The organism is Bacillus sp. C-3-6, assembly GCF_054509685.1.
In genome coordinates this window covers 3,069,141-3,094,317 of sequence record NZ_CM137247.1, presented here as the reverse complement: position 1 = coordinate 3,094,317, position 25,177 = coordinate 3,069,141, and the positions used below count along the sequence as shown (strand labels likewise).

The 25,177-nt window shown below is 35.2% G+C and carries 20 protein-coding genes and 1 pseudogene; 17 read left to right on the top strand and 4 right to left on the bottom strand.

All coding sequences use genetic code 11. The features are described 5' to 3' along the window. Positions 1–61: 61 nt before the first annotated feature. The 3 genes from ACW0JX_RS15870 to ACW0JX_RS15860 form a co-directional block, all read right to left on the bottom strand. Positions 62–1,321, bottom strand: a complete 1,260-nt coding sequence (locus tag ACW0JX_RS15870; protein ID WP_423096944.1) for a serine hydrolase domain-containing protein — start codon at positions 1,319–1,321, stop codon at positions 62–64. Positions 1,322–1,421: 100 nt separating this feature from the next. Beyond that, positions 1,422–2,621 carry an MFS transporter gene (locus ACW0JX_RS15865; RefSeq protein ID WP_001190333.1) on the bottom strand — a complete coding sequence of 400 codons (1,200 nt, stop codon included), beginning with the start codon at positions 2,619–2,621 and terminating at the stop codon, positions 1,422–1,424. Between the two features lie 15 nt (positions 2,622–2,636). Further along, positions 2,637–3,053, bottom strand: coding sequence for a MarR family winged helix-turn-helix transcriptional regulator (locus ACW0JX_RS15860; protein WP_000343680.1), 417 nt, complete (start codon positions 3,051–3,053; stop codon positions 2,637–2,639). A gap of 189 nt (positions 3,054–3,242) precedes the next feature. Between ACW0JX_RS15860 and phaZ the strand changes: the two genes are divergently transcribed. The 7 genes from phaZ to ACW0JX_RS15825 all read left to right on the top strand — a co-directional run bounded on the left by phaZ (position 3,243) and on the right by ACW0JX_RS15825 (position 9,482). Continuing rightward, positions 3,243–4,139, top strand: a complete 897-nt coding sequence (gene phaZ, locus ACW0JX_RS15855; protein ID WP_095690506.1) for an intracellular short-chain-length polyhydroxyalkanoate depolymerase — start codon at positions 3,243–3,245, stop codon at positions 4,137–4,139. Between the two features lie 67 nt (positions 4,140–4,206). Next, the gene (locus ACW0JX_RS15850; protein WP_141241014.1) at positions 4,207–4,440 is read left to right on the top strand and encodes a hypothetical protein; all 234 of its coding nucleotides are present in this window, start codon (positions 4,207–4,209) and stop codon (positions 4,438–4,440) included. A gap of 113 nt (positions 4,441–4,553) precedes the next feature. Continuing rightward, positions 4,554–5,750, top strand: a complete 1,197-nt coding sequence (locus ACW0JX_RS15845) for an MFS transporter (RefSeq protein ID WP_000062798.1) — start codon at positions 4,554–4,556, stop codon at positions 5,748–5,750. Beyond that, a complete protein-coding gene (locus ACW0JX_RS15840; RefSeq protein ID WP_000166303.1) occupies positions 5,734–5,934 on the top strand; it encodes an NETI motif-containing protein in 201 nt (66 codons plus the stop codon). The genes ACW0JX_RS15845 and ACW0JX_RS15840 overlap by 17 nt, the downstream gene beginning before the upstream one ends. A 600-nt stretch (positions 5,935–6,534) precedes the next feature. Next, positions 6,535–7,770 (top strand): CapA family protein, encoded by a 1,236-nt coding sequence (locus ACW0JX_RS15835; protein WP_459244909.1) that lies wholly within the window; start codon positions 6,535–6,537, stop codon positions 7,768–7,770. A gap of 48 nt (positions 7,771–7,818) precedes the next feature. Beyond that, entirely contained in the window at positions 7,819–8,550 is a 732-nt protein-coding gene (locus tag ACW0JX_RS15830; protein WP_000241993.1) for a M15 family metallopeptidase, read from the top strand. A gap of 593 nt (positions 8,551–9,143) precedes the next feature. Next, the gene (locus ACW0JX_RS15825; RefSeq protein ID WP_063547964.1) at positions 9,144–9,482 is read left to right on the top strand and encodes a DUF3895 domain-containing protein; all 339 of its coding nucleotides are present in this window, start codon (positions 9,144–9,146) and stop codon (positions 9,480–9,482) included. A 104-nt stretch (positions 9,483–9,586) separates the two neighbouring features. Here ACW0JX_RS15825 and ACW0JX_RS15820 read toward each other — a convergent pair whose 3' ends face one another. After that, positions 9,587–10,294, bottom strand: a complete 708-nt coding sequence (locus tag ACW0JX_RS15820) for a DNA alkylation repair protein (RefSeq protein WP_459244908.1) — start codon at positions 10,292–10,294, stop codon at positions 9,587–9,589. Positions 10,295–10,576: 282 nt separating this feature from the next. On the opposite strand from ACW0JX_RS15820, the gene ACW0JX_RS15815 reads away from it, so the two are divergent. The 10 genes and pseudogenes from ACW0JX_RS15815 (at position 10,577) to serC (ending at position 25,166) form a co-directional block, all read left to right on the top strand. Continuing rightward, positions 10,577–11,035: a hypothetical protein gene (locus ACW0JX_RS15815; protein ID WP_459244907.1), complete on the top strand. Its 459-nt coding sequence runs from the start codon at positions 10,577–10,579 to the stop codon at positions 11,033–11,035. A 322-nt stretch (positions 11,036–11,357) separates the two neighbouring features. Beyond that, positions 11,358–13,157: an S-layer homology domain-containing protein gene (locus ACW0JX_RS15810; RefSeq protein ID WP_459244906.1), complete on the top strand. Its 1,800-nt coding sequence runs from the start codon at positions 11,358–11,360 to the stop codon at positions 13,155–13,157. A gap of 455 nt (positions 13,158–13,612) precedes the next feature. Then, positions 13,613–14,389, top strand: coding sequence for a DnaD domain-containing protein (locus tag ACW0JX_RS15805; RefSeq protein WP_089172135.1), 777 nt, complete (start codon positions 13,613–13,615; stop codon positions 14,387–14,389). A gap of 111 nt (positions 14,390–14,500) precedes the next feature. Next, positions 14,501–17,920: pseudogene (locus ACW0JX_RS15800) on the top strand (DUF4132 domain-containing protein). A gap of 102 nt (positions 17,921–18,022) precedes the next feature. Then, a complete protein-coding gene (locus tag ACW0JX_RS15795; protein ID WP_459244905.1) occupies positions 18,023–20,413 on the top strand; it encodes a penicillin acylase family protein in 2,391 nt (796 codons plus the stop codon). A 553-nt stretch (positions 20,414–20,966) separates the two neighbouring features. Next, complete coding sequence (locus tag ACW0JX_RS15790; RefSeq protein ID WP_459244904.1) at positions 20,967–21,794, top strand: helix-turn-helix transcriptional regulator; 828 nt, start codon at positions 20,967–20,969, stop codon at positions 21,792–21,794. Between the two features lie 293 nt (positions 21,795–22,087). Next, positions 22,088–22,327, top strand: coding sequence for a cupin domain-containing protein (locus tag ACW0JX_RS15785; RefSeq protein ID WP_000997182.1), 240 nt, complete (start codon positions 22,088–22,090; stop codon positions 22,325–22,327). Positions 22,328–22,528: 201 nt separating this feature from the next. Beyond that, positions 22,529–23,596, top strand: a complete 1,068-nt coding sequence (locus tag ACW0JX_RS15780) for a glycoside hydrolase family 113 (RefSeq protein WP_049108450.1) — start codon at positions 22,529–22,531, stop codon at positions 23,594–23,596. An 89-nt stretch (positions 23,597–23,685) separates the two neighbouring features. Beyond that, positions 23,686–23,877, top strand: coding sequence for a DUF378 domain-containing protein (locus ACW0JX_RS15775; RefSeq protein ID WP_000670805.1), 192 nt, complete (start codon positions 23,686–23,688; stop codon positions 23,875–23,877). A 206-nt stretch (positions 23,878–24,083) separates the two neighbouring features. Next, entirely contained in the window at positions 24,084–25,166 is a 1,083-nt protein-coding gene (serC, locus tag ACW0JX_RS15770; RefSeq protein WP_098126796.1) for a 3-phosphoserine/phosphohydroxythreonine transaminase, read from the top strand. The last annotated feature ends 11 nt before the right edge of the window (positions 25,167–25,177 follow it).

Here is a 25,177-nt window from a genome sequence, read left to right as displayed (position 1 = left end):
TTTCAGTATCTTCTAATATATAGGATTATAAATAAAATATCCCAACAAGAAGAAGCTTCCACTACTGTGGAAGCTTCTCTAAATGATGTGAAATATCAATATACATATTTGAGTAAACTGAATGTATTTCATTACTTGGCGTAGCGTTAGAAGAGAAGTGGACAATTACCATATTTGCTTTCGGATCGATGTAAAGTGTTTGTCCGTAACTACCTAACACTTCAAAAGCACCCTGTTCATTGTGGGGAATCCACCATTGATTATGATAAGAAATGGAAGCTCCAGGGCTAATTGCAAGTTCACCTTCTTGGACATTTTTTATATCTTCAGTAATAGAAGAAGGGAGAATTTGTTTTCCGTTATATTCCCCGTTGTTTAATAGTAATTGCCCGAATCTCGCCATATCTCTAGCAGTTGCATTTAAGCCAGCGCTTGCTTGTTCTATTTTCGTTTCATCTGTAACGTAATACGCGTTTTCTTCCATACCAATTTGAGACCAAATTCGTTCGCTAACATTTTCAGCTAATGATTTACCAGTAATAGTTCGAATAACCCAAGCGAGCGTTTCTGTTGATCCGTTATTGTAAGAAAAGGCAGAACCAGGCGGTGCAGTTTCTTCTGCTTCTTGTAACATATCATAAATTTTCATCGGACCGTCGTAATTTTTGCCGCGGGGTAAAATATTGCTAGCTAAATATAATTGTGCATCTTGATTTTCTAGCCCAGGCTGCTCATATCCGTGGGTCGGGTATTCTGCTGAAACTTGCATGTCCATTAATTGCTGAAGTGTCGCTTTTCCGAACGGTGTGTTTTTTAATTCTTTTATGTAAGTGTCAGCTGTTTTCTCTAAATCGATACGATTTTCTTCAGCGAGAGATTGTATAATTGCCCCGGTAAAGACTTTTGCTAATGATGCCATACCATGAGGTTCATTCTGTTTATACCCATTGAAATATCGTTCATATACAAGTTGTCCATTATGTACAACGACAAAAGCATCCGTTTTGTTATCGTCTAAAAGTTTTTTTAGAGGAGTTGTATTTCCGAATCTACGCTCCACAGCAAAATCGTCTAAGTTTTGCAATGCGAAAGGGAAGTGAGCAATTTGGTCAGGATTGTTTTTTACGTCATTAACTAAAGTGAATTCTTTCATATGGGTATACGACCAACGTAAGTAAGGGTCATTTAACCAGTTTTCTTTTGTCACATTATGTTTTGATGGGGTCGTTTTATTTTGTTTGAAGTAAGTAAACCCAAGCCCTGTAATTACAAATATGAATGTTAGTAAAAGTAAGAGTAGGGGAGATTTTTTTAGTTTCATATATGGCCCTCCTTTTTATTTCTACTATAAGTATACGCTCGTCTTGAAGGAAATACAAAATAAGGAAAGTAAACGGGGAAGTTTACTTTCCTTATTAACGTTAAGCGGAAATTTTTCCGTCTGTAGGTTGTTTTTTGAATTTTTGTTTTCGTCCGTGTAATCCATAATATAAAAGTAAAGTGAAAGCAACGATAATAGCTGCGATAAAATACATATTATGATAACTAGATTTCGCTGCGACAATACCTAAAATGAAAGAACCAAAGCCAATACCACTATCAAAGAATGAGAAATACGTAGCTGTCGCAGAACCACGTCTATGGTTTGGAGCAGCAGAAATCGCAATCGTTTGGAAACTCGGAATTAATGTTCCGTAACCTAAACCGATTAGCATACCTGCGCCAAGGAACCAAAATGAAGTTTGTGCTTGGCTTAATATGAACATTCCGATTGTGAAAATAATGATAGCAGGGTAAACAAGTACATTTTCACCGAAGCGATCAAAAATCTTTCCTGTAAATGGACGAGAAATGACAACGACAAGTGCATATACAATGAAGAAATAACTTGCAATTTCACTTAACCCGAGTTCTTTCGCATAAATAGGAATAAAGGATAAAATACCACTATAAGAAAAGGCTAAAACAAATCCTGTAAGTGCAATCGGAATAGAAGATGGTTCGATTAAGTCTTTCCATTTCATTTTTTCACGTTTTTGTTTGCTCACAGGTGCTTCATGCGGAATATTTACAAGTAGTCCTAATAAAAATGCAAGTAATGAAAATACGGAACAAACGATAAATAACACAGTAAACGAAAAATGAGAAATAATTGTTAAACCTAAAAAAGGACCAATTACCATCGGCAGACTCATAAATACGCCGAAATATGCAAGTGCTTCGCCTCGTCTATGAGCTGGCGCAACATCAGTTACAATCGTACCAGTAGCTGTCGTTGCCATCCCGAACCCAATACCGTGCAAGAAGCGAAGGGCAAGTAATAAGAATAAACTTTGCGCACCGAAATACATAACAGTAGCGGCTAAAAATAATGAAAGTGAAATAAATAATATTTTCTTTCTTCCTAAATCATCGAGCCATTTTCCTGTGAATGGTCTACATAAAACAGAAGAAATAAGAAACACAGTTGCAACTAAACCAATTTCCTCAGGTTTTCCTTTTAGGCCGTCTATTACATAGACAGGCAGAGTAGTCATAAGCATGTAAAATGTTAAGAAGAGAAATAGACTACTAAAACAAGTTCCGAGGAAATCCTTCGTCCAAAGTTTCTCACTTTGCATCGTCATCCCTCCAATTTAATCTAAATTTTTAATAATTTGTTGTAACACTTGAAATGCTTGATGTAAATCATCTTCATTAATACCTTCTAGCGTTTTTTCTTCGAAAGTATCAACTTCTTCTTGCCATACTGGAATCATCTTTATCGCTGTTTCGGATAAAGAAATGAGCTTCTCGCGGCGATCTTTACCTTCTGTACGAATAATCCATCCCATCGTTTCCATACGTGTTAACGTACGAGTCATCGTTGGTGATTCAACATTTAAATATTGGCATAATTCTGTTTGCGTACAAGAACCAGTTTGATTAATGCGGAAAATAACAGCCCACTGCGCACTAAATAATCCAGTTGGAGATACACGTTCATTAAATTTCTTCGTAAACTTTCGAGAAGTCTGGCTGACGATATGAAAAAAATGTTGTTTTTCGTCCATGTATTTTGATCCTTTCAAATTAGTTACCTAGCTAACTATATACTTTTTTATAATAATTGTCTAGTAATAGACATGTTGATTTATGTAAAAAATTCTTATAGGTTTTATGTTGCGAACGTATATTCTACGTGCTATTCTTTAATTAAGTAAAGAATTTTCTTTCTATTAAATAGAATGGGGGAACTTGTGATGATTAAGCCTGCAACAATGGAGTTTGTTTCACTATCGAACGGAGAAACGATTGCATATCAGGAAGTTGGAAGGCGAAATACAGATATTCTTGTACTCATTCACGGGAACATGACATCGTCACAACACTGGGATTTAGTTATTGAAAAGTTGCAAGATCAATACCATATTTACGCTCTTGATTTAAGAGGGTTTGGACAATCAACGTATAATCAGTCCATAGATTCATTACAAGACTTTGCAGACGATGTAAAATTATTTATCGACGAGTTAAAGCTAGAGAAATTCTCATTAATGGGCTGGTCAATGGGCGGTGGCGTTGCGATGCAATTTACAGCGAATCACCCAACTTTTGTAGAAAAGTTAATTTTAGTAGAATCAGTAGGAATGAAAGGATACCCAATTTTTAAAAAAGATACGAATGGGCAGCCGATTGTATCAAGTTTAGTAAAGACGAAAGAAGAAATTGCGCAAGATCCAGTACAAATCGCTCCAGTATTAGATGCGATAAAAAATATGAACAAACTATATTACCGTACAGTATGGAATCTATTAATATATACACATAATCAACCTGAACCGGACCGTTATGAAAAGTATTTAGATGATATGTTAACGCAACGTAATTTCGTAGATGTGAATTATGCGCTCATTACATTTAATATTTCAGATGAACATAATGGGGTTGTAGAGGGAAGTAAACAAATTCATCGTATTAAAGCGCCGACACTCGTCATACAAGGTGATAGAGATTATGTCGTACCGCAAGTAGTCGGTGAGGAATTAGCGAAACATTTGCCAAATGCAGAGTTGAAGGTATTAGAAGATTGCGGTCACTCGCCGTTTATTGATTGTTTAGATGTATTTATAAAACATGTAGAGGATTGGTTAGAATAGAAATAATCCCCGAAATGAACAGTATTGCATATACTATAACATTTGTATGTTAAAGGGGAGATTATCAATGCATCAACCATTTTTCATCGCTTATGCGCCATATAATCATTACGCATATACAAAAATGATGATAAACCCGCTGTATATGCAAGTTTCGCCAGCTGTAGTTCCTTTACAAATGCAATATCCGCAGCCACCAATCGCTAACGCACAGCAATACTTATATGGAACTGCATTTTATAAGAATCCGTATTTCAAGCAATTTCATAACAATGTGAAAGCGCAAGTTTGGGAAGGATAGGAAGCTAAAAGGTTCATTCTTTTAGCTTCTTTTTTATTGTGAATATTCGTACACGCATTTGAAAAAACAGTTTATAATGAAAAGTGGAAGCGTGAGAAGGAGAGGGACAAAGGATGTCAATGCGTTTTACATTTTGGATTATGGTTGGGATTGTAGCAATTTCTGGTTTATCACAAGGAATGCTCTTACCTGCCATTGCAATGATTTTTGAACAAGAAGGGGTTAGTTCAAGTATTAACGGTATTCATGCGACGGCATTGTACATCGGGATATTAGTTATTTCGCCGTTTCTTGAAAAACCGATGCAAAGGTTTGGAATGAAGCCAATTATTGTTATAGGTGGTTTTCTCGTTATTATTTCATTATTCTTTTTTACACAAACATTTTCGTTTTGGGTATGGTTTATCCTTAGATTTCTAGTTGGAGTCGGAGATCATATGCTTCATGTCGGAACACAAACGTGGATCACGACAACATCAGATCCAAGTAAAATAGGGAGACAAGTATCGATATACGGTGTATTCTTCGGAATTGGTTTTGCTGTTGGTCCGTATTTAGCAAGCACTGTGCAGTACGGTCTTGCAACACCATTTATTATATCTACTATACTTTGTTTAATAGGTTGGCTTTTACTACTTCCAACAAAAAATGCATTCCCAGCGCAAGATGAAAGAGAAGTGAAGAGTGAATCATCATTTTCTCGTTATAAACAAGTTGTTGGATTAGGGTGGATTGCGTTACTAGGACCACTTGCATACGGTGTACTTGAGGCCATGTTAAATAGTAACTTACCAGTATACGCACTTCGTAAAGGGTGGTCTGTTTCAGATGTATCCTTCTTATTACCAGCATTTGCAGTTGGGGGTATTATTACACAGATTCCACTCGGTATATTGAGTGATAAATACGGAAGGGATCGTATATTAACGTGGACGTTTAGCATAAGTACGGGCATTTTTCTACTTGCCGCCGTATTTGATCAATATTACTGGATCGTCTTTGCCTGCATGCTTTTAGCGGGTATGGTTATTGGATCGTGTTTCTCTTTAGGGCTTGGATTTATGACTGATTTATTACCGAGACACTTACTACCGGCAGGTAATATATTATCCGGAATCGCTTTTAGTTTAGGAAGTATTATGGGGCCTGTATTAGGCGGCGTATTTATAGAAAAAATACAGTATACAAGCTTTTTTATTGCGGTTATGATTATAATGGGAATTCTAGCAATGTTATACATGGTCTACATGAAGAATCAATTCGCATCAAGAAAAATAGAAAGTAGGTTAGGGCATGACAAAACAACCTAATAAAAAGAAATTTGAAGTACTTGAAAATGAAACAATTACAGACTGCTTAGCACGTATGGAACAAGAAGGCTACGCTCCGTCTCGTCGTATGGAAGAGCCGATCTTTCATGAAGTAAAGAAAGACGGCAAAACAGTAGTTGAGCCGTGCGGTAGGAAGATTGTTTTTGAAGGGAAATTGAAGTAATCCAATAACAAATTCTCTTTATCGTATAGAGCCATCCAATAGCTGGGTGGCTTGTTTTTTTATTAATCAATGAAGGAATTAATTAAAATGAATCTCCCTTTCATTTCTCCTAATTGGCTTCTTTATATGGGTCAAAAGATTGCTACTTTTTTCGTATATTGGTAAAATAAGTTCTTGGGTCTTACTTATTGTTATCGGTATAATGTTTGTCGCTTAACGTAAAGAAATTAGTTACAAAGATTCCATAATATTTAAAGGGGGTACAGCAACGATTCCCTCTTTTTGGAGCCACTCACAAACGTAAAGCAAGAGAAGAGGCTATATGAACTATTCTTCTATCTTGTTTAGATTAAACGAGTTACTGCAATTGGAACAGGTATATGAAACTAGTCGACATCCTGATGGATCATGTTTTTCTAGCAATCTATCAATTCTGATGGAATTGATAGATTGCTAGAGAATGGAAAATGATTATCTGTATATTCCGAAGCAGATGTAACAGAGTGTCCGTCCATAATTAAGGGTAAAACCAAAATACGTTGTTTTAAAGAATGATTTGTTAGAACTGGTTATAAGTAATAAAACAGAAAAGAGGATCACATGTTAGATACTTTACAGAGAAGTAAAAAGTTTTTTTTATTATGTCTTATTTTTTTAGTGCTTTTAACTGCTTGTGGTAATACAGATGTTAAGACATCTAAAGCTTCATTACCACCGGCTGAATCTAATATAGATACATCATTAAAAGCACCAAATTGGGTAGAGAAGAGTCCTATCCAACAGTCTCCTAATTTTACGGAAGATAAAAAAGTAAAATCGGTTGTGAATTTAATAGCAACGGGTGATAATTTATATCATGACGCAGTAATTAAAGATGGCAAACAAAAAGACGGTTCATATGATTATAACTATATTTATGAAAATATCAAAAAAGCTGTTAAATCAAGTGATCTTGCTATCGTGAACCAGGAGACTCCAATTGCAGGAAATAATCTAAAAGTACAGGGATATCCGACTTTCAATACACCTGAAGAAGTAGGCCAATCTTTAGTGGACACTGGATTCAATATAGTGACTCAAGCGACAAATCATGCTATGGATATGGGTATTAAAGGTGTTGCGAATACAAGAGAATACTGGAAGAAATATCCGGATGTTATCCCAGTAGGCATTAATGAGAGTCAAAACGAGCGTAATGAAATAAAAACGATTACAAAAAATGGTATTCGCTTTGCGTTACTAAATTATACATATGGTACGAATGGAATTAAAATTCCGGCTGATAAGTCTTGGGCTTTAAATTTAATTGATAAAAAAGCGATACAAAATGATGTGGAAAAGGCAAAGAGTAGCTCTGATATGGTGATTGTTATGGTGCATTGGGGAGTAGAATATACATCTACACCTTCAAAGCAACAAAAAGAAGTTGCTCAATATTTAACAGATTTAGGTGTAGATGTAGTAATTGGAAATCATCCACATGTAATTCAACCAATTGAGTGGAAACAAAATAAAGATGGACATGAAACGCTAATCTATTATTCTCTTGGAAATCTTATTTCTGCGCAAGAAAAATTAGAAACATTGGTTGGAGGATTATCTTATGTACAATTTGTTAAGTATGAAGATAAAACTTTTGGTATACGACAAGCGGCAATCGTACCGACAGTAACCGACTACGCTGATGGTAAGAAACAATTTAAAATTCAATTTTTAAAAGATTATTCGGATGAAGACTCTAAAAAACATGGAATTAAAAAATTTGTCGGCCCCGTTTCTTTGAAGGATTTCAAGGAGATTCCTAGGAACGTGTTGGGAAATTGGTATAAAGACTAATAAACAAAAAGGGAATGAGATACAATTAAAAAATTTATAATTTTAGCATTGGTATTGGCAATGGGATGGAGTCTTGCTGCTTGTAGTGGAAAGCAAACATCTCAGGAAACTACTAATAATAACGATAAAAATAAAAAAGAGATACATGCGAATAAAAAAGATGTTTTACCTATCTCTGATCCTAATGATTGGAGAATTATTCTTGTAAATAGAGAGCATATGTTATCAAAGGAACTAGGAATTGAATTAACAAGTATTACCCAAAATGCTAAGCCAAATATGAAAATAGATAGTAGAATTGCAACTTCCTATCAGGATATGGTAGCAGCTGCAAAAAAAGAGGGAATCAACCTTTATTTAAGATCAGGTTATCGAGCTATAAAATTACAACAAACGTATTATGATGCTTCAGTTAAAAGCTATAAATCTCAAGGTTTGTCGGACAAAGAAGCTAGTGCTAAAGCATTGGAATATCTTCAGTATCCTGGTGCAAGTGAACATCATACTGGATTAGCGTTAGACATTATTTCAGTTGAATGGCAGAATACTGTAGAAGATTTAAATGCAAAATTTGAAACTACCGATGCATTCAAATGGTTAGATAAGAATGCTGCAGAGTATGGATTTACTCTCCGCTATCCAAAAGATAAAGAGAATATTACTGGCATTAAGTATGAGCCATGGCACTATCGTTATGTAGGAAAAGAAGTTGCTGTTTATCTAAAAGAAAAAGGGTTAACTTTAGAAGAATATAACGAAAAAATTAAGTCTGGTAAGTAAAAATACACTTTGATTCTATTAAAAAGTCAGATTTGGAGGGTGTGTTAATCTTCCTCCTAGAATTGCGAAAACAGTGTATAATAATGTAAGCACGTATGAACCAGTTATCGTGTGAAACGATGTATGTATAAAAAAGTTACATTTATAAAAGAAGCAATGAAAAAGGATCTGATATTCATATCAGATCCTTTTTCATTCACAACATAGAATACTTACTTAACTAAGCCTTAAAGACTGCCTGCTTTTCAGGTACTACAATAGTAACCTCGCTTTTTTATTTTGGATGTTCGTTTTTCTTAGCTTGATAGACATGTGGAAGTAGTTCAAACAATGCGATTAGCATTTTTTTGTTTGCATGATTTGTGCACCGGATATTCACTATTGATTTCAGTTCAGTAATAACGAATTCTACAATAGATGACAGAACGTATATTTGGTATAATGGAAATATACTACTTAAAATAATGTACATGAGTTATAAAATCTATGTAAAGAGGTAAGGACTACATAACAATAACTAAATGTAAAAGTTCTAGTACATATAGGATTCAGTTCATGTTAAGCAAATTCGTTATGAGAAAGGAAAAGATGTAATGAATCAAATTTCATTTGAAGATTTATTTGAAGACGAAAAAGAAAATAAACAAGAAAAGGTAGAGGTAGCCGAGATACCTGCACCTTTATCAGCATTGCAAAAAGATATATTGGAATTAATGGATTCTGAAGAAATAAGTGCACTGGAGTTATGCGAACAATTAATACGATCTGGTAAAATATCAGATGAAAGATTTACAACGAATAAGCCAAAAGCATATGGACAAGTATGCTTAGCATTGGAAGGTTTTGTTACAGAAGGAAAGCTTACTTTTGTTAAAAACGATGAGAAAAGAGATAGGGTGTATAAAGTGAAAGAAGAAATTTCTAACATATAAGTTGTAAAGAGGGAAATGAATGATTTTTAGGGAGGTAGTTCATTTTCTACTTCTACATTAAAAAAAGGTGCCAATCTTTCTTGATTGACACCTTTTTTAATAATCTAACATCTAACGTATTTACGTTTGAAACCAACTCTTCCTCTATCGACTTCTTTCTGAATACTTTCGGAAGCATTTAACAAACTGCTTTTTTTATTATCACGTTTTACTTCAACTATACCAACTTCTTTTGCAGTCTCGACTGCTTTTTCGTGTAGTGGCACATATGAAATTGCTACAGTATTTATAAAATTATTCATAGCAGATTTTGTTCGTTCTGGCGCAGCATGAATTGTATTTTTTACAATTTCAAGCATATCGGAAATTTTGCTTTCGGCAAATTCATTGTCTTTGCGATTTCCTAAAAGCCAGCAGTAGCAACTCCAGCCCGCTGACATTCGTAGCTCATCCCCACTTGCAATCCATTTATCAGCAACGTCTTGGGCGATAGTTGACTCTGATAAAGTTACTGCTACCACATAATCAGATAGCATATAAAAATATGCCCCGTCCATCCAGCGATCAAAATCAGACTCATTCATAGCTTTTGGATCTGCAATAATGCCTGCAAAGTACATAGCATCGTAGTTACCTGTAGCATAAAGTTCCTCAGCTAACTCTTGATTTACTTTTATTTTCTTAGCGATTGGTTTCATAGCACCTGTAGCTACGCCAAAAACCGGCTCGTGTGCACCGTTAGAGATGTATGTTTTTTTCATTCTTTCCTTACCAAGGGCTTCAAGCTCTTGCATGACTGTTTTAAAATCCATAGCTGTGCACTTCCTTCCTTAATATAAGTAATCATCTAGCTTATATATTTTCAATTCTAATACTAATCGTATGTGAGTAGGATGTCTACTTTCTATAATATTCCCGTATTAATTTTGAAAGCCTAGCTATTCATACTTATGAGGATACTATATTAATGTAAAGGGAGGGACAATACGGATGTAAATAATATTTTATCTTTGGCTCTTTCTCTGTATTATCATGTTATTTTATAATAAGGAAATAAATAGCATTTTAAATTTAGTATGTGAGGTTAGTTATAAATGATAAAGAAATTTACTAGAGTAGTATTAACTATGGTTATGCCAATTGGTCTTATTACGGGTTGTGGGGTTACTGAAAAAACTGAAGCACAAAAGCCGAAAGTGGTACAAACGGAGAAAAAGGACTATATGGATTACTCATATGGTAGCAAAGGTATACTAGTAAGCGGAAAAGCGAAAGAACGGCAACAATACGAGATTGGATATATAGATGATAACAAGTTAATTGGGATTGATGAAAATATTGAAGACTGCATTATTTTAGATAATAAAGATGAAGCAGGCCTCATTTGGAAACAAATAGAGCGTGGATCTATCATTGAAGTGCAATACGGTAAGGATCGTAATGATATCGTAGGCGTGCAATTCGTAGGAGATCGTGAGCCATACGAAATTAGTGATAAGTTTGATCGAAATACGATAAACGAAATTGTCGGACAAGTTAAAGGTAATTTGTAATAGTATATAATGTGAAAGAAATAGCATTTACTATAGCTATTAAAGTGTGGATTGTTGAAAATGCTTTTGACGGTATTGGTAATTAGTTGTAAAATAATTTTTGTTGACGGATTTTGTAAAAAGTATGTTAGATGAAATTCATTTGTAGGGATGACATATAAATATTTTCTTAACGGGCATAAAATAATGAAATTTAAATATATAAATAAAAAGAAAATAAATTAGAAGTACATAGTAGATTCATATTTTTAAAATTAATGTGACAACAAAGGGAGGTTGAGATATATACACGGCGAAAATGTGTGTATATCTATTTATAATAATGAATAAGACAATCAAACAACAAGTAATCGCACTATCAACAAGTCTAGTGATTTTAGGGAGTGTACCTTTATCAGCATCAGCAGAAGAGATAAACAAATCTCAAACTGATCAACTAAATATTGCCCAAGGAGAACATGGAACGAGCGGATTAAATTATTCTAATTTCAAGTTGGCAGTTCCTGATTATGTACAAATTAACGAAGCAGAAGTATCTGAAAATGAAAAAATTCTTTTAGAAGAATATAAGCATAAACATGATGAAACAGAAGAATTAAACAAAATGAAAGATGCAAAGAAGGGGCAAGTAGCAGAAAAGGAAGCTATTTCAAATATTGAAAAGGCATTTGAATCTGTAGATGGTCGAAATGATGGATCTGATCGTCAAATGAAACCTGTTGCAAAGCCAAGAGGTATTCAATATAGTGCACCGAGTACGAAGAAATATGGAACACTTGCAGGAGTTCCATTTGTAGAGTGGATTGTTCCAGCAGGAAACTCTGATATTCGTCCTGCAAATCCGATGAAAGCACGTTACATTACAATTCATGAGACGGCAAATACGGCCGCTGGTGCTAATGCTGAAAATCATGCGAAATATCTATATAAGCAAGCAACGGAAGGCACTTTCCGAACAGCTTCATGGCATTTTACTGTAGACGATAAACAAATTTATCAACACTTACCAACAAACGAAAACGGTTGGCATGCAGGAGATGGAGATGGATCAGGAAACAGGGAGTCTATCGGTATCGAGATTGCGGTTAACCAAGACGGTGATTACAATAAAGCTTTAGAAAATGCAAAACGACTTGCAGGTTATTTAATGAACAAAGAAGGAATTGGTGCAGATCATATTTACAAGCATCAACAATGGAGCGGGAAAAAATGTCCTGACATTTTAATTTCACGTGGTAATTGGGCTGGTTTCGTACAAGGAATTCAATGGTATGCAAATATAAATACACAGATTGATACGCCTTTACAAGATAAAAATGACTCATTTGATCCAAATGAAAATAATCCAGCTGAACCTAGCATGGAACTAGTGGTAAATGGTAGTGGCATCAATGTACGTAGTGATGCGGGTATTGAACATCGTGTTGTACGTAAAGCTTCAAACGGAGATCGTTACAAAGTATTAGCGGTTAAAAATGGTTGGTATAAAGTAGGTAATGGAGAATGGATTTTCTATGACCCAAGTTGGATTAAAATTAACTACAATGTACCAAAGGAAGAAGTACAAAAGCCTAAGGAAGAAGTACAAAAACCAAAAGATGATATTACAGGTGGCTGGTTTGAAGGGCATATTCGTAAATTAAACAGTCTAGGTATTATGCAAGGCGAAGGCAATGGTGTATTTGCTCCATATCGAAATGTAACGAGAGCGGAGTTTGCGAAATTAATCTCGAATGCTCTTAAACTACCAGAGGGAAATAAGTCATTTGTAGATATCAATGAGGTACATCCATCACTTCATGACGGTATTAAACGTTGTGCAAGTGCAGGAATTATTAATGGTCGTGGTGAAGGGATTTTTGATCCTAACTCACCAATTACTCGTGAAGAAGTATCTATTATGATTGACAAAGCATTACGATATAAAGGAATTACAGGTGAGTTAGTAGCATTACCATTTACAGATAAGCATTTAATAACATACAAAGAATCGGTTCAACGATTATACAGCTTAAAGGTAGTTAATGGTATTGGAAATAATGAGTTTGATCCTCGAGGCACAGCAACTCGTGGTCAGGCGGCTGCCTTTATTGTGAAGATGTTAGATTCAATGCAAAAATAAAAGGAAACTTTAATCAGTGAGGGTCACTTTCATTGCAATAGAGCAGTTTATTCACCGAATTTTGAAATGAGAGTTTTACTGCCCGCAAATAGCAGAAGAAATTGTATGTAGAAGCTGACATTGGTAGAAGTAAAAAATAAGAAGAATTTGAAAGGAGCTATCCAAAATAATAATTTGGAATAGCTCCTATTTAGTAGGAAGAACAAATTGTATTTCATAGATTGTAATGCAGAATGCCCTTCCAAGCCCTTCATAAGCCCCTACCAAGTAATAAATCACTAAAAAAAACAAAAACAAAAACAACTACAAGAACAAAACAAGCGCGAAAAAATGAAACCGGCGTTGTAGTAGTAAAAAAAATTGTAATTCGAATGCCAAAACCATTCCCGCATTCCTATTTTTATAATGAAGGATTAAAATCTTCCTATTTACTAGCAAAGAGTGGAGGGAAACATATGGCGGTATACCGTAATGTGCAGGTGAACTTTTGGCAAGATGAATTCATATTAGATTTAACGCCAGAGGAGCGTTATTTTTACATATATTTGTTAACTGGTACGAAAACGAAGCAATGTGGTATTTACATATTACCGAAGCGTGTGGCAGAGCTTGAAACAGGTTATAGTATGGAGACTGTTGAGAAGTTGCTAAACAGGTTTGTTGAGTATGGAAAGATTTTATATGATACGGAAACGAAAGAGGTATTCATAATAAACTGGTTACACTATAACCCTATTTCAAATACGAATGTAGAAAAGTGCGTATTACGTGAGTTAAAGACTGTAAAAAGTAATGAGTTCATACATATCTTTTTACGTAAATGCCTTGAAGAAGAATACACGATTCCATTATTATTGCAGCATTTTGGTATGCCAAAAGAAGAGGATAATAGTAGTTCACAAGTAGTTATTGAAGAGAAAGAAGAAGCGGAAGAGGTAGAAAGTATAGAAGAGGACGTTCCAAATAGTGAAGTTTATAAGTTTTATGAACAAAATATTAGTAGTTTATCCCCATATATTGTGAAAGAATTGAAGAATTGGATACAAAGACTTTCTGGAGAGAAAGTGTTAGAGGCACTTAAAATTGCGTTTGAAAATAATCAGAAAACGTTAGCTTATGTGAAGGGGATTTTGAGGAATTGGTGTAGCAAAAAGTTAAAGGATTTTAGTGGGGAGAAGTGTGTAATGGGAAGTTTAGAGAGAAGGAAATGTATGTTGAGTAGTGTATTTTAATTTACATTAATTTAATGTAGAATATACGTTCGTTTTTGTGGGTTTTATGCTATACTACCATTAAATAAGGGTATTTTTATAATAGATAAAAAGATGCGGGGGGTACAAAGTTTGACTACTAGTACATCTGAGTTGTTTCAATATATTAATATGACAGAAGAACAGGAACAATTATCACTACGATATTTACAGACAAAAGAAGAAGAGATTTTAAAAGATATTGAACTAACGACGATTCGTGATCAAAAAAGAATCGATTTTGCGGAGCGATTTATAAACGATTTTAGGAAAGTACATAAACAAGATCCAGGTTTCTTTCGGTTATTTTATCATATACTCGAGGAGCAATTATTAAATGTTCTTGTAGTCCGTTTTGCGCATGTCAGTTTTTCTAAAATGAAGGTTTATTTAGAAAAAAGTGCACTACCTTTGGACAAACTTGTAGCAATTGCATGTAGGTATTTATCTAGTATTTCAAGTTACGTCAATGAAGCAGATGTTTTTCTTAGAGAGTTAACAAAAGAGAAACCGAACTATATAGAGGAACAATTACATACTTTACCAACTAAACAGCAATTAACATTACTTCTCGTAATGTTTGATGTAGAGTATGAAAAGTTTCGTACATATAGTTCTTTATTGAATGAGAGGTTAGAAGAACATACAGAATTTATATTGAAACTGCTAGGGGAAAAGGAAAAGGAAAAGGTTGAAGCAGTTAAATGGTATTTAAAAGGTGAAGATGATAGTGAAGTATTTATAGGTGGGAATTTACCGGAACATATTTGGCGGCTATTATTTTGTGTTCATAAACATTCGAATGTTGCGAGGCGATATATTGAGATATTGGCGAAGAAAAATGTTTGGGGTTTTATAAACTATGCAACACGTTATATGTGTCACACTCTTGGTTAGTCTCAAAACCACAAAAAAACTGGTAGTGTAAATAGAGAAACGTATGAAGAAATTCAAAGTTTTTGTACACAGTTTTGGATTTCTAAGGAAAGATTTTTTGCGCATCGTCTAAGGCAACATGATTTGAATAGTGAGGATTTTTGTAAGACGTATGAATATGAATTGCTATGCTTTATGTTGGAGGAAAATCCTGAATTTATTCAACAAACTTTGCAATATGTAAGTAAAATGAATTATCTCATCATCGCACGAACGCTAGCCGAAAAAGGATATGAGCTAAATAGAGGGAAAATGCGAGAAGAATTTTTTGTTGCTGCTTTGCAAATTAAATTGTCTACATTGCGGGATACATATTGTGATTATTTACTAGGGAAGTTGTCACTTGAGGATATAAAGCAAATACTTAAAAATCCGAAATATAGAAGTATGTATTGGGGTATGCCGGTGTTAGAGGTTGCGCTTCTTTGGGATATAGATGATGTAGCGAAAAGGAAAGCTGTACTTACACTACAGTTTGGAGATAATGATAGTGTTAATTTATACGAACTTCTTTACGAATGTTCTGTCAGAGGAGTAGAGCCGAAACAAGTATTAGAAGATCTGCTTTCGTATGGGTTAAGTAAGGAAAAACTTATCGCTTATGCAGTTGAAGAAGCTGCATGCTACAGTGAAGAGAGAAATAAGGCGAAGGAAGCGCTTGTTTGTGTAATTGTAAAAGAACAAGCATATATAATTGAACGGTTTGATGAGTATTCTGCTATGGCAAAAGCATATATTTTAGAAGAGTTAGCAAAGGATAACATGGTTAAAATGCGTCCGATTTTAATTAAAAGCTTAGGAGATTCATCTAAAAAAATGCGTGAGTCTGTAGTTAAACTGCTTTCAAAAGATGTAGAAGCTGCAGCAGATGTAGCAGTTGAACTTCATAATAAAAAGAAGATTGTTCGTGAAAATGTGATGAAAATACTAATAGAGTATAAGCTTGAAAAATATACGAAACTTGTACAGGAAGCTTTGCAAGAAAGTAAAAATGAATCTTTCGCAGGAAAATTCTCGTTTTTATTTCAAGCGGAGGAAGAAAAGATCGAAGAACTATGTGCACGTATTTTAACGGAACAAACAAGAAATTCACTTCTGCAATTGATTGGGGATGAGCCACAAATCCGTTTACGTGACTCTAATGAAATTGCTGATGCTGCAATTCCGTTAGCCTATTTACAACAGTATATTTCAGATGCTGTTATTGAGAAGAAAGAAACGGCAGAAGTAATTGGTAGAGCTTTAAATGAAGAGGACTTAAAAGAATATGTGCAAACAATATATCAAATATGGATTTCTCAAGACGCAGATGTGAAGAAGCGTGGAATTCTTTCGTTATACGGAATGTATAGTGACGACAAAATGGTCGACATACTTATAAAGCAAATTGATGAATGGGTGCTTCAAATGAGAGGAAAGATAGCAGCGGATGCCGTTCGTGCTTTAGGTTTGTCTTCATCTAAGCTTGCACTTATGTCTATTCATGCAATAGCATTTAAATATAAACATAAGCAAGTACGTAATGCAGCAAAAGAAGCGCTAAGTCTTGCTGCGAAAACACGTGGTATAACAGAGGAAGAGCTGGAAGATCAATTGGTGCCAGACCTTGGCTTTACTATACATGGTGAAAAGATAATTGATTTCGGGAATCGAAGTTTTACTGTCATTTTAACTACAGAGTCAAAAATTGAATTAGAGACAGAGGAAGGAAAACGTATGAAGTCACTTCCAAAGCCGAATGCAAAAGATGATGTAGAAAAGGCTGAAGAGGCTAAAAAAGAATTAGCCTCTTTAAAGAAGGAACTCCGAACTACTCTTTCAATGCAAAAACAACGATTAGAAGCGGCACTTTCGTTAAAGCGTTATTGGTCACATAATGCATGGAAGTCTGTATTTATGGATAATCCAATTATGAAGCAATTTTCTATTTCACTCATTTGGGGTGAGTATAAGGAAGGGAAGTTGCTGAACGCATTCCGTTATGCAGAAGGTGGCGTGTTCTGTACAATTGACGGGAAGAGTTATGAACTTTCATTTGGCACTGTTATTGGTTTCGTTCATCCGTTAGAATTGTCTGGGGCGGAGAAGGAATTATGGAAAGAGCAATTAGAAAGTGCGGGAATTGTTCAGCCGTTCCTACAAATTGAGCGTCCAGTGTTTGTAGTAGAAGAGAATGATGAGAGTGCTATTGAGAGATTTGGTGGTATTTTACTAAATGGTCGTTCGTTATTCGGTAAGATGACGAAGCTTGGATGGATCCGTGGATCTGTTCAAGATGGCGGTGTGTATTATACGTTTTATAAAGAAGATACTCGTACTGGATTAGGGGCAGAGCTTTCATTTAGCGGAGCGCCGATTGGTTATGAAGATGAAGAAGATGTATGTGTATTTGACATTCAATTTTATAAAGCAGGTACAGTGAAGCGTGGTTCATATGAATACGATGAGATTGATGATGAAAGACGCATTGTACCAAAAGAAGTAGATAAACGCTTCTTTAGTGAAATGTTATATGATGTCCAAGTAGCGACAGATTCAAATCTTGGGCATAATGAAAGTTGGCGTAGCGAACGATAAGAAAAACCCCCTTCATTGGTAGGAAAATGAAGGGGGTTTTTCAATGTCTTTAAAAGGTTCTTTCTCAAAAAGAAGCGAATAGTGTGAGAAAGGGGTGGTTATATGGAAGTCGTTATAAAGAAGAAACGAAAAAGGGGAAAAAGAATTTTTATTTGGGCTAGTAGTATCGTTCTTTTGTTAGTTATTTCCGCTGCGATTTTTTTGAACATATATACGCTGAAATCTATGCCAAAGATAGATGGAACGATAAAGCTAGAGGATTTACAACACGCTGTTACGGTGAAGCGGGATAGTAAAGGTGTCCCGCATATTAAATCGGAAAATGCACATGATTTATATTTTTCACAAGGATATGTACAAGCGCAAGATCGGTTGTTTCAAATGGATTTAAGTAGAAGACAAGCTTCTGGTATGTTAAGTGAAGTTGTTGGGGAAGCAGCTGTTGACCGAGATAAATTGTTTCGAACACTCGGTTTACGGCGAGCGGCCGAAGCTTCAGTTAGTCAATATAATGGAGAAGCGAAAGATGCCCTGCAGTCATTTGCTGATGGGGTGAACGCTTTTATACGTGAGGCGAAAAAGGAAAAGAAATTACCAGTTGAGTTTACTATATTAGGTTATGAACCTGCTGAGTGGTCAATTGTTGATACTTTAACGATTGGGAAGTATATGGCGTTTGACTTAGGAGGACATTGGCACGGACAGGCATTTCGATATTGGGCGCTGAAAAATCTTCCGAAAGAGCAAGCGAATGAGCTATTTCCTGCATATCCGAAAGATGCCCCTAGATTGCTAGCTGAACTGAAAAATACAAATGTGGACGTAGTACAAAGTTTTTCAAAAACGATAATTCCGCCGGAGTTTAACGGTAGTAATAACTGGGTTGTGAGTGGTGAGAAGAGTGCGTCAGGTAAGCCAATTTTAGCAGATGATCCTCATTTATCTCTTGCGACACCTTCTATTTGGTATCAAACGAGACTTGAAATGAAAGGTTTAAATGTGAGTGGCGTTATTTTCGCTGGAGTACCAGGTGTTATATTAGGACACAATGACAAAATAGCGTGGGGCGTTACGAATACGGGGCCTGATGTGCAAGATTTATATATTGAGAAGAGAAATCCTAATAATGAAAATGAATTTCTGTATAACGATAAATGGGAGAAAGCTACCGTTGTTGACGAGTCGATTGAAGTAAAAGGCGGGAAGACAATTCCTTATAACGTTACGATTACGAGGCATGGACCAGTAATTTCAGAGTTTGCGGATAAGGGGAAGGAGAAAACGAAAACCGTATTCTCTTTAAAGTGGACTGCTTTAGAACCGTCAGCTGAGCTAAAAGCTGTATTAAATATGAACAAAGCAAAAGACTGGACGGAGTTTGAAACCGCTCTTCAAGATTTCCATACACCAACGCAAAACTTTGTGTTTGCATCAAACGATGGCACGATTGCTTATAAAGCGAATGGAAATATACCAGTGCGTAAAAAAGGTGATGGTAGCTTGCCTGTTCCAGGATGGACAGATGAATATGAATGGGAAGGGTATATTCCATTTGATCAATTACCGAAAGTTGTAAATCCAAAAGAAGGGTTTATTTCAACTGCGAATAATAAAATTGTTGATGATGATTATCCGTATCATATTAGTAATACGTGGGCGCAGCCATATAGGCAAATGCGTATTCAAGAATTTTTGCAAGAGAAGGAAAAGTATACGGTGAAAGATTTAGAAGAGTTACAGATGGATCAAAAGAATTTATACGGGAAAGAGTTTACTCCTATATTTTTAAAAGAGTTAAATAAAGCATCTTTAAATGAGGTAGAGAAAGAAGGTGTAAACCAATTAACAAAGTGGAATTTTTACGATAGTAAAGATGAAGCGGCACCACTAATATTCCATTTATTAATGAAAGAGATTTTAAATACGTTATTTTCAAAAGAAATACCGAAAGATGTAATGGAGTTATTTAAAGGGAAGTCGCAAGTTGTGGATGAATTAATCCGGAAACAAGTAGCAGGAGAAAATAGTGCATGGTTTTCTAAGTACGGAGGTTTCACAAAAGTTGTGCATACATCGTACGAGAATGTAATGAAGAAATTGCAGAAGGAATATGGACCCGATGTTGGGGCCTGGAAGTGGGGCGATTATCATCAACTCGCTTTTACACATCCAATTTCGAAATCATCGAGTATGTTAGCAGTACTAGCTTTTAATCGTGAGAAACCAGTTCCGATTGGTGGGAGCCAAGTTACCGTGCAAGCAGCGAGTTACGGCGAAAACGGCATTGTAAATCACGGAGCGTCTTGGAGATTTATTATTGATACGAAAGATATGTCAAACGGTTATCATATCGTAGGACCAGGACAGTCGGGACATTTTAGAAGCGATTGGTATCATGATCAAATAGATGATTGGGTAAATGGCACGTATCATACGACTACATTGAATACGGAGGGGATAGAGGGGAAGGTGTTAAATTTAGAGCCGAAGTGATAGTGTGTTTTTGTTTGTGGAGGGGACTAGAAATAATCTTTTTGATAATGAAAGCTTATCATTTAGAACATAACCCAGTTCTTAAATAATTTTAACAGCCAGCCTACTATCATTTAATTTGATAGTAGGCTGTTTCCATCTTCGAAATATGCTGTAGCAACTTCTTCAGGATTACGATTATTTCCACATGCTGCAAGTGCTGTAACTAATAAAGCCATTACAACTATTAACATGATTATTCCAGTTTTGAGGGGAATTAGTTAACAAAGACCAGGTATTATTTGCAACAGAACGGTCCCTCTGTACCCCTTGTTTCGTCATTTTTCTACGCCATCCAACTTGACAAATGTTTTTTTATCAAACTACAATGAAAATCATTATCAATAATATAGGGAGGATACTTTTGTCAATAAATGAAAAACAATATATTTATAGGTTAATAACCAGATCTTGTTAAGTCGTATGTACTATTTTTAGTTTAGCGTTGCCCAGAATGTACACCAATTAATCTCGCGAATTACAAGAAAACTATTATTGAAATGAGGCGTGCATTGTGAAGTTGGACGTGAATGAGTTAGCAGAGTATCTTGCCAATAATCCTTTCCGAGTAGAAGGAGTATATCGTTATGCTAAAAACCCAGGTGTGCCTTGTGCTGAGTCTACAGATTCTTTCCTAGGATTTGTATTTCCACTTACAGGGAAGACGCAATTTCAATTTAATGGTACGCCGTATATCCTTTCCCCAGGAAAAGTTATACATGGGGGTGCAAAAATGACATTAGCCCATAAAATGCTTGGTGAAATAAACTGGGAATATATTCTTGTTTTATATCAGATAAGCAATTCAGAACGAGAAGACTCTTGCTTTACTCATCAGCATTTTGAATTATTAACAGGACAATCTCCTCGTCTTGTCGAATTACTTATGCGTCTTTGGGATGTGTATAATCAGCGTGGAGGCATTTCGATGCTTCAGACCGAAATGCTGTTTCGCGAAGCGTTGAATGAAGCTTTATTAAGTGTTGTCAATAGAGAAAACAACTATGAGTCGCATACTTTATTCGAACGAATATCTAGTTACGTTTGCAAATACTATTATAAAGATATTACAATACATATGCTTACAGAACAAAATAATGTTAATCGAAATCGTCTTTCTTACGTGTTTAGAAAGTATGCAGGTATGGGGCCAGCAGAATATTTATTGAACTATCGTATAAAGATGGCTCAAAAAATGTTATGTACAAGTGGTGTGCCTGTACAACAAATTGCGCAGGCTGTTGGAATCGCAGACCCTTTTTATTTTAGTAGAGTTTTCAAGAAGCGAGTTGGCATTTCGCCTACTAAATATCGCGAGAAGTTCATCAATAATCCATACTAATGTCAACAGGGGTCCATTCTTATTTGAAAATCACTGTTCTATACTTATGGAGAGTTAAAGGAAACATTGGATTGAAAGAACTTTCATTGAAATCACTCCTTTGTACTATCTGAATGAAAAGTTCTGGCCGGAGCATTTTCTTTTTAAGCGTAATGACGACTTTTTTACTTAGATTATTGTAATATAGTGGAAGTTAAAGATGAGGAGGGATTATTATCCATTACCAACCTATTAAACTAAATGACGAGTTATCTAAAATTAACGATTATTGGTATCCACGAGTGATTGGTGAAATGAATGATGATCAAATTCAGCTTTTTAAAGCTAATGGAGATTTTATATGGCATGAGCATCCTAATACGGATAAGCTATTTATTGTGCTTGAAGGGGAGATGTTCATCGATTTCCGTGATGGACAGGTGAAAATTTCTAAGGGCGAGATGTTTATTGTCCCGAGAGGCGTTGAGCATAAACCTTTCACTGAAAAGGAATCCCACATCATGTTGGTAGAGCCTAAAAGGGAAATGGATTGATAATCGTAAAAAGATAAAAAAGGAGCGGAAATCCGTTCCTTTTTTATTTATCTTACTATTTTTAGGAGCTTAGTATGAGTAAGATGTGAATAAAGGATGAATAGAATTTTTATCAATAAAAATTTATTGGATTTTTTGTGGAATATATATGAAACGTTGTATAAAATAATCAAGAAAGCCAAAAATTATAGGGGGAAAGTTGTGAAGAAAAATAAGAGTTTAATAAGTTTTTTAGGAGTGTTTATTATGTTGTTTTCTTTTTGTTTTCAAGGAAATGTACAGGCAGATGTAAATACTGTTCAATCTGGAAAAATCAAATCAGGAAACGTAACAGTATGGGAAGTTGGAAATGTAGCGAAAGTATTAGCGGATGTGGAGCGCTTAAATTTAAATACAGTAAATGTACCGATTCAAGTAGATATCCCAAATGTGACTTCTACTAACATGGTAATTAATCAAGCGCAAAAGCAACAAGCTATTATTTTAATTCAAGAATTATTAAAGCGTAATATTCAAGTTATAGTGGAACCGTTCCCGTATATTCAGCAGGGGAATGTTGGAGAGACAGAATGGAACCCAAGTAACATTAATGATTTCTTCTGGAATTGGAAGACGGTTATTCTGCAAGATATTTTTAATTCCATTACAAGTAAATACAATGTGTATGGACTGAAGATTGCTTCTAATTTCGTGAATATGGAGTATGCAGAAGGATACTGGAGCGATACAATTGATTTTGTTCGTAATCAGTATAAAGGAAATGTTTTGTATCAAATGAACTGGTGGTTAACAGCAAGCTGGGACCCTTCTTATGAAGCTAAGTTTAAAGAAAAAATCAATCGCCCGTATTTAAAAAAGGTGGATATTGTTAGTATTGATAGTTGGTTTGAAGTTTCAGGAAAAAGGAATCCAACATATGAAGAAGTGAAACAAAGTTTATTTGCGACAACAGTATATAATCGTGGGCAAAATGTTGTTCAGCAATTGGAACAATTACATAATGCAACAGGAAAGCCAGTTTACTTCGGTGGATTTAACGTTCCAGCGCGTGAACTTGGATTACAAAATCCATGGAATCCAGATGTTTCAAATGTGTTTTCGAAAGATGTACAATTAAATGGATGGCGTGCTTACCGAGATGTATTAGAACCGAAACCATATTTTAAAGGTTTTTCAATTTGGTTTATTGGCTCTAATGATAGTACACATGCGTATCAAATACATAGTAAAGAAGCAGAGGCAGTTATTAGCGGGTGGTACCGAAAATAATTTTTATAAAATAGGTAAGTTTTAAAGTTTACTACATATATTTCTAGTGAAAGGCCTTTCACCATCTTATCACCTAGGGGGCAATCATAATGAAATTTTTGTCTTACCTTACAGTAATTTTGGTGATTCTTGGCGGTTTGAATTGGTTATTGGTAGCGTTAGATTACAATGTAGTTGAGAAATGGTTTGGTTCTATGCCGGCGCTTGTGGACACTATTTATTGGCTCATTGGTCTTTCTGCTATTTATCAAATTTTTGATCGGTTCTTTACGAACGACTAGCTATTATTCTTTCATTATTAGAGTGTTAAGTACGATTATGTACTTAACACTTTTTTATATGTCCATAAAAAAGTCTGCACTTGCAAGCGATTCCATCGCGTCTTGCGCCGTAATAATAGAAAACAAATTGACCGTATATTATATTTTAGGTTATAATTCAGAAAGTTTAAAAAAATCAAATGAGAAATAGGGAGGTTATGAGGGTAATGGAGAGAGTCTATAATTTTTCAGCAGGACCATCAATACTCCCTTTGCCAGTTTTAGAGAAAGTGCAAAAGGAGCTTTTAAATTATAACGGGACAGGCATGTCTATTATGGAAATGAGTCATCGATCTTCTTATTTTCAAAGTATTATAGAGGAAGCGAGTAACTTAATTCGTGAATTAATGAGCATCCCTGATGAGTATGAAGTTTTATTTTTACAAGGCGGTGCGTCATTACAATTCTCTATGATACCACTGAACTTAATGAATACGTATAAAAAAGCTGGATACGTACTAACTGGCTCATGGTCTAAAAAGGCACTACAAGAAGCCGAAAAAGTTGGGGAAGTACAAGTGATTGCTTCTTCCGAGCAAGAGAAGTTTACTACGATTCCTAAACTGGACGGTTTATTAAGTGATGAAAAACTAGATTATGTACATATTACAACGAATAATACAATTGAAGGGACAAAATATGTGGAAATTCCACATGTAGAAAGAGTGCCGCTCGTTGCGGATATGTCCTCAAATATTTTATCAGAGAGATATGATGTTTCGAAGTTTGGTCTTATATATGCGGGGGCGCAAAAGAATTTAGGACCTGCGGGCTTAACGATTGCTATTATAAAAAGAGATTTAATTGGGGGAGCAGATCGCTCTTGTCCGACAATGTTAAATTATGAAACTTACAGTAAAAATAACTCCTTATATAATACACCGCCATCCTTTAGTATTTACGTAACAAAACTTGTACTAGAGTGGTTGAAAGAGCAAGGCGGAGTATCTGCGATTGAAGAACAAAATAGAATGAAATCTTCACTTCTTTATCATTTTTTAGATGAATCTAAATTGTTTACTTCACCAGTTGATCCTGCGTATCGATCACTTATGAACATTCCATTTACAACACCGTCAGAAGAACTTAACAATGAGTTTTTACAAAAGGCGAAGGAACGCGGTTTCGTTACGCTCAAAGGACATCGCTCAGTCGGCGGTATGCGTGCAAGTATTTACAATGCGATGCCAGTGGAAGGTGTAAAACAATTAGTAGATTATATGAAGGAATTTGAGCTTGAGAATAGATAGGGAGATGGGAA

Bases quoted from the DNA above. Each gene is read 5' to 3' on its own strand.
- ACW0JX_RS15870 (WP_423096944.1), bottom strand. From the start codon at position 1,321: ATGAAACTAAAAAAATCTCCCCTACTCTTACTTTTACTAACATTCATA.
- ACW0JX_RS15865 (WP_001190333.1), bottom strand. From the start codon at position 2,621: ATGCAAAGTGAGAAACTTTGGACGAAGGATTTCCTCGGAACTTGTTTT.
- ACW0JX_RS15860 (WP_000343680.1), bottom strand. From the start codon at position 3,053: ATGGACGAAAAACAACATTTTTTTCATATCGTCAGCCAGACTTCTCGA.
- phaZ (WP_095690506.1), top strand. From the start codon at position 3,243: ATGATTAAGCCTGCAACAATGGAGTTTGTTTCACTATCGAACGGAGAA.
- ACW0JX_RS15850 (WP_141241014.1), top strand. From the start codon at position 4,207: ATGCATCAACCATTTTTCATCGCTTATGCGCCATATAATCATTACGCA.
- ACW0JX_RS15845 (WP_000062798.1), top strand. From the start codon at position 4,554: ATGTCAATGCGTTTTACATTTTGGATTATGGTTGGGATTGTAGCAATT.
- ACW0JX_RS15840 (WP_000166303.1), top strand. From the start codon at position 5,734: ATGACAAAACAACCTAATAAAAAGAAATTTGAAGTACTTGAAAATGAA.
- ACW0JX_RS15835 (WP_459244909.1), top strand. From the start codon at position 6,535: ATGTTAGATACTTTACAGAGAAGTAAAAAGTTTTTTTTATTATGTCTT.
- ACW0JX_RS15825 (WP_063547964.1), top strand. From the start codon at position 9,144: ATGAATCAAATTTCATTTGAAGATTTATTTGAAGACGAAAAAGAAAAT.
- ACW0JX_RS15820 (WP_459244908.1), bottom strand. From the start codon at position 10,294: ATGGATTTTAAAACAGTCATGCAAGAGCTTGAAGCCCTTGGTAAGGAA.
- ACW0JX_RS15815 (WP_459244907.1), top strand. From the start codon at position 10,577: ATGATAAAGAAATTTACTAGAGTAGTATTAACTATGGTTATGCCAATT.
- ACW0JX_RS15810 (WP_459244906.1), top strand. From the start codon at position 11,358: ATGAATAAGACAATCAAACAACAAGTAATCGCACTATCAACAAGTCTA.
- ACW0JX_RS15805 (WP_089172135.1), top strand. From the start codon at position 13,613: ATGGCGGTATACCGTAATGTGCAGGTGAACTTTTGGCAAGATGAATTC.
- ACW0JX_RS15795 (WP_459244905.1), top strand. From the start codon at position 18,023: ATGGAAGTCGTTATAAAGAAGAAACGAAAAAGGGGAAAAAGAATTTTT.
- ACW0JX_RS15785 (WP_000997182.1), top strand. From the start codon at position 22,088: ATGAATGATGATCAAATTCAGCTTTTTAAAGCTAATGGAGATTTTATA.
- ACW0JX_RS15775 (WP_000670805.1), top strand. From the start codon at position 23,686: ATGAAATTTTTGTCTTACCTTACAGTAATTTTGGTGATTCTTGGCGGT.
- serC (WP_098126796.1), top strand. From the start codon at position 24,084: ATGGAGAGAGTCTATAATTTTTCAGCAGGACCATCAATACTCCCTTTG.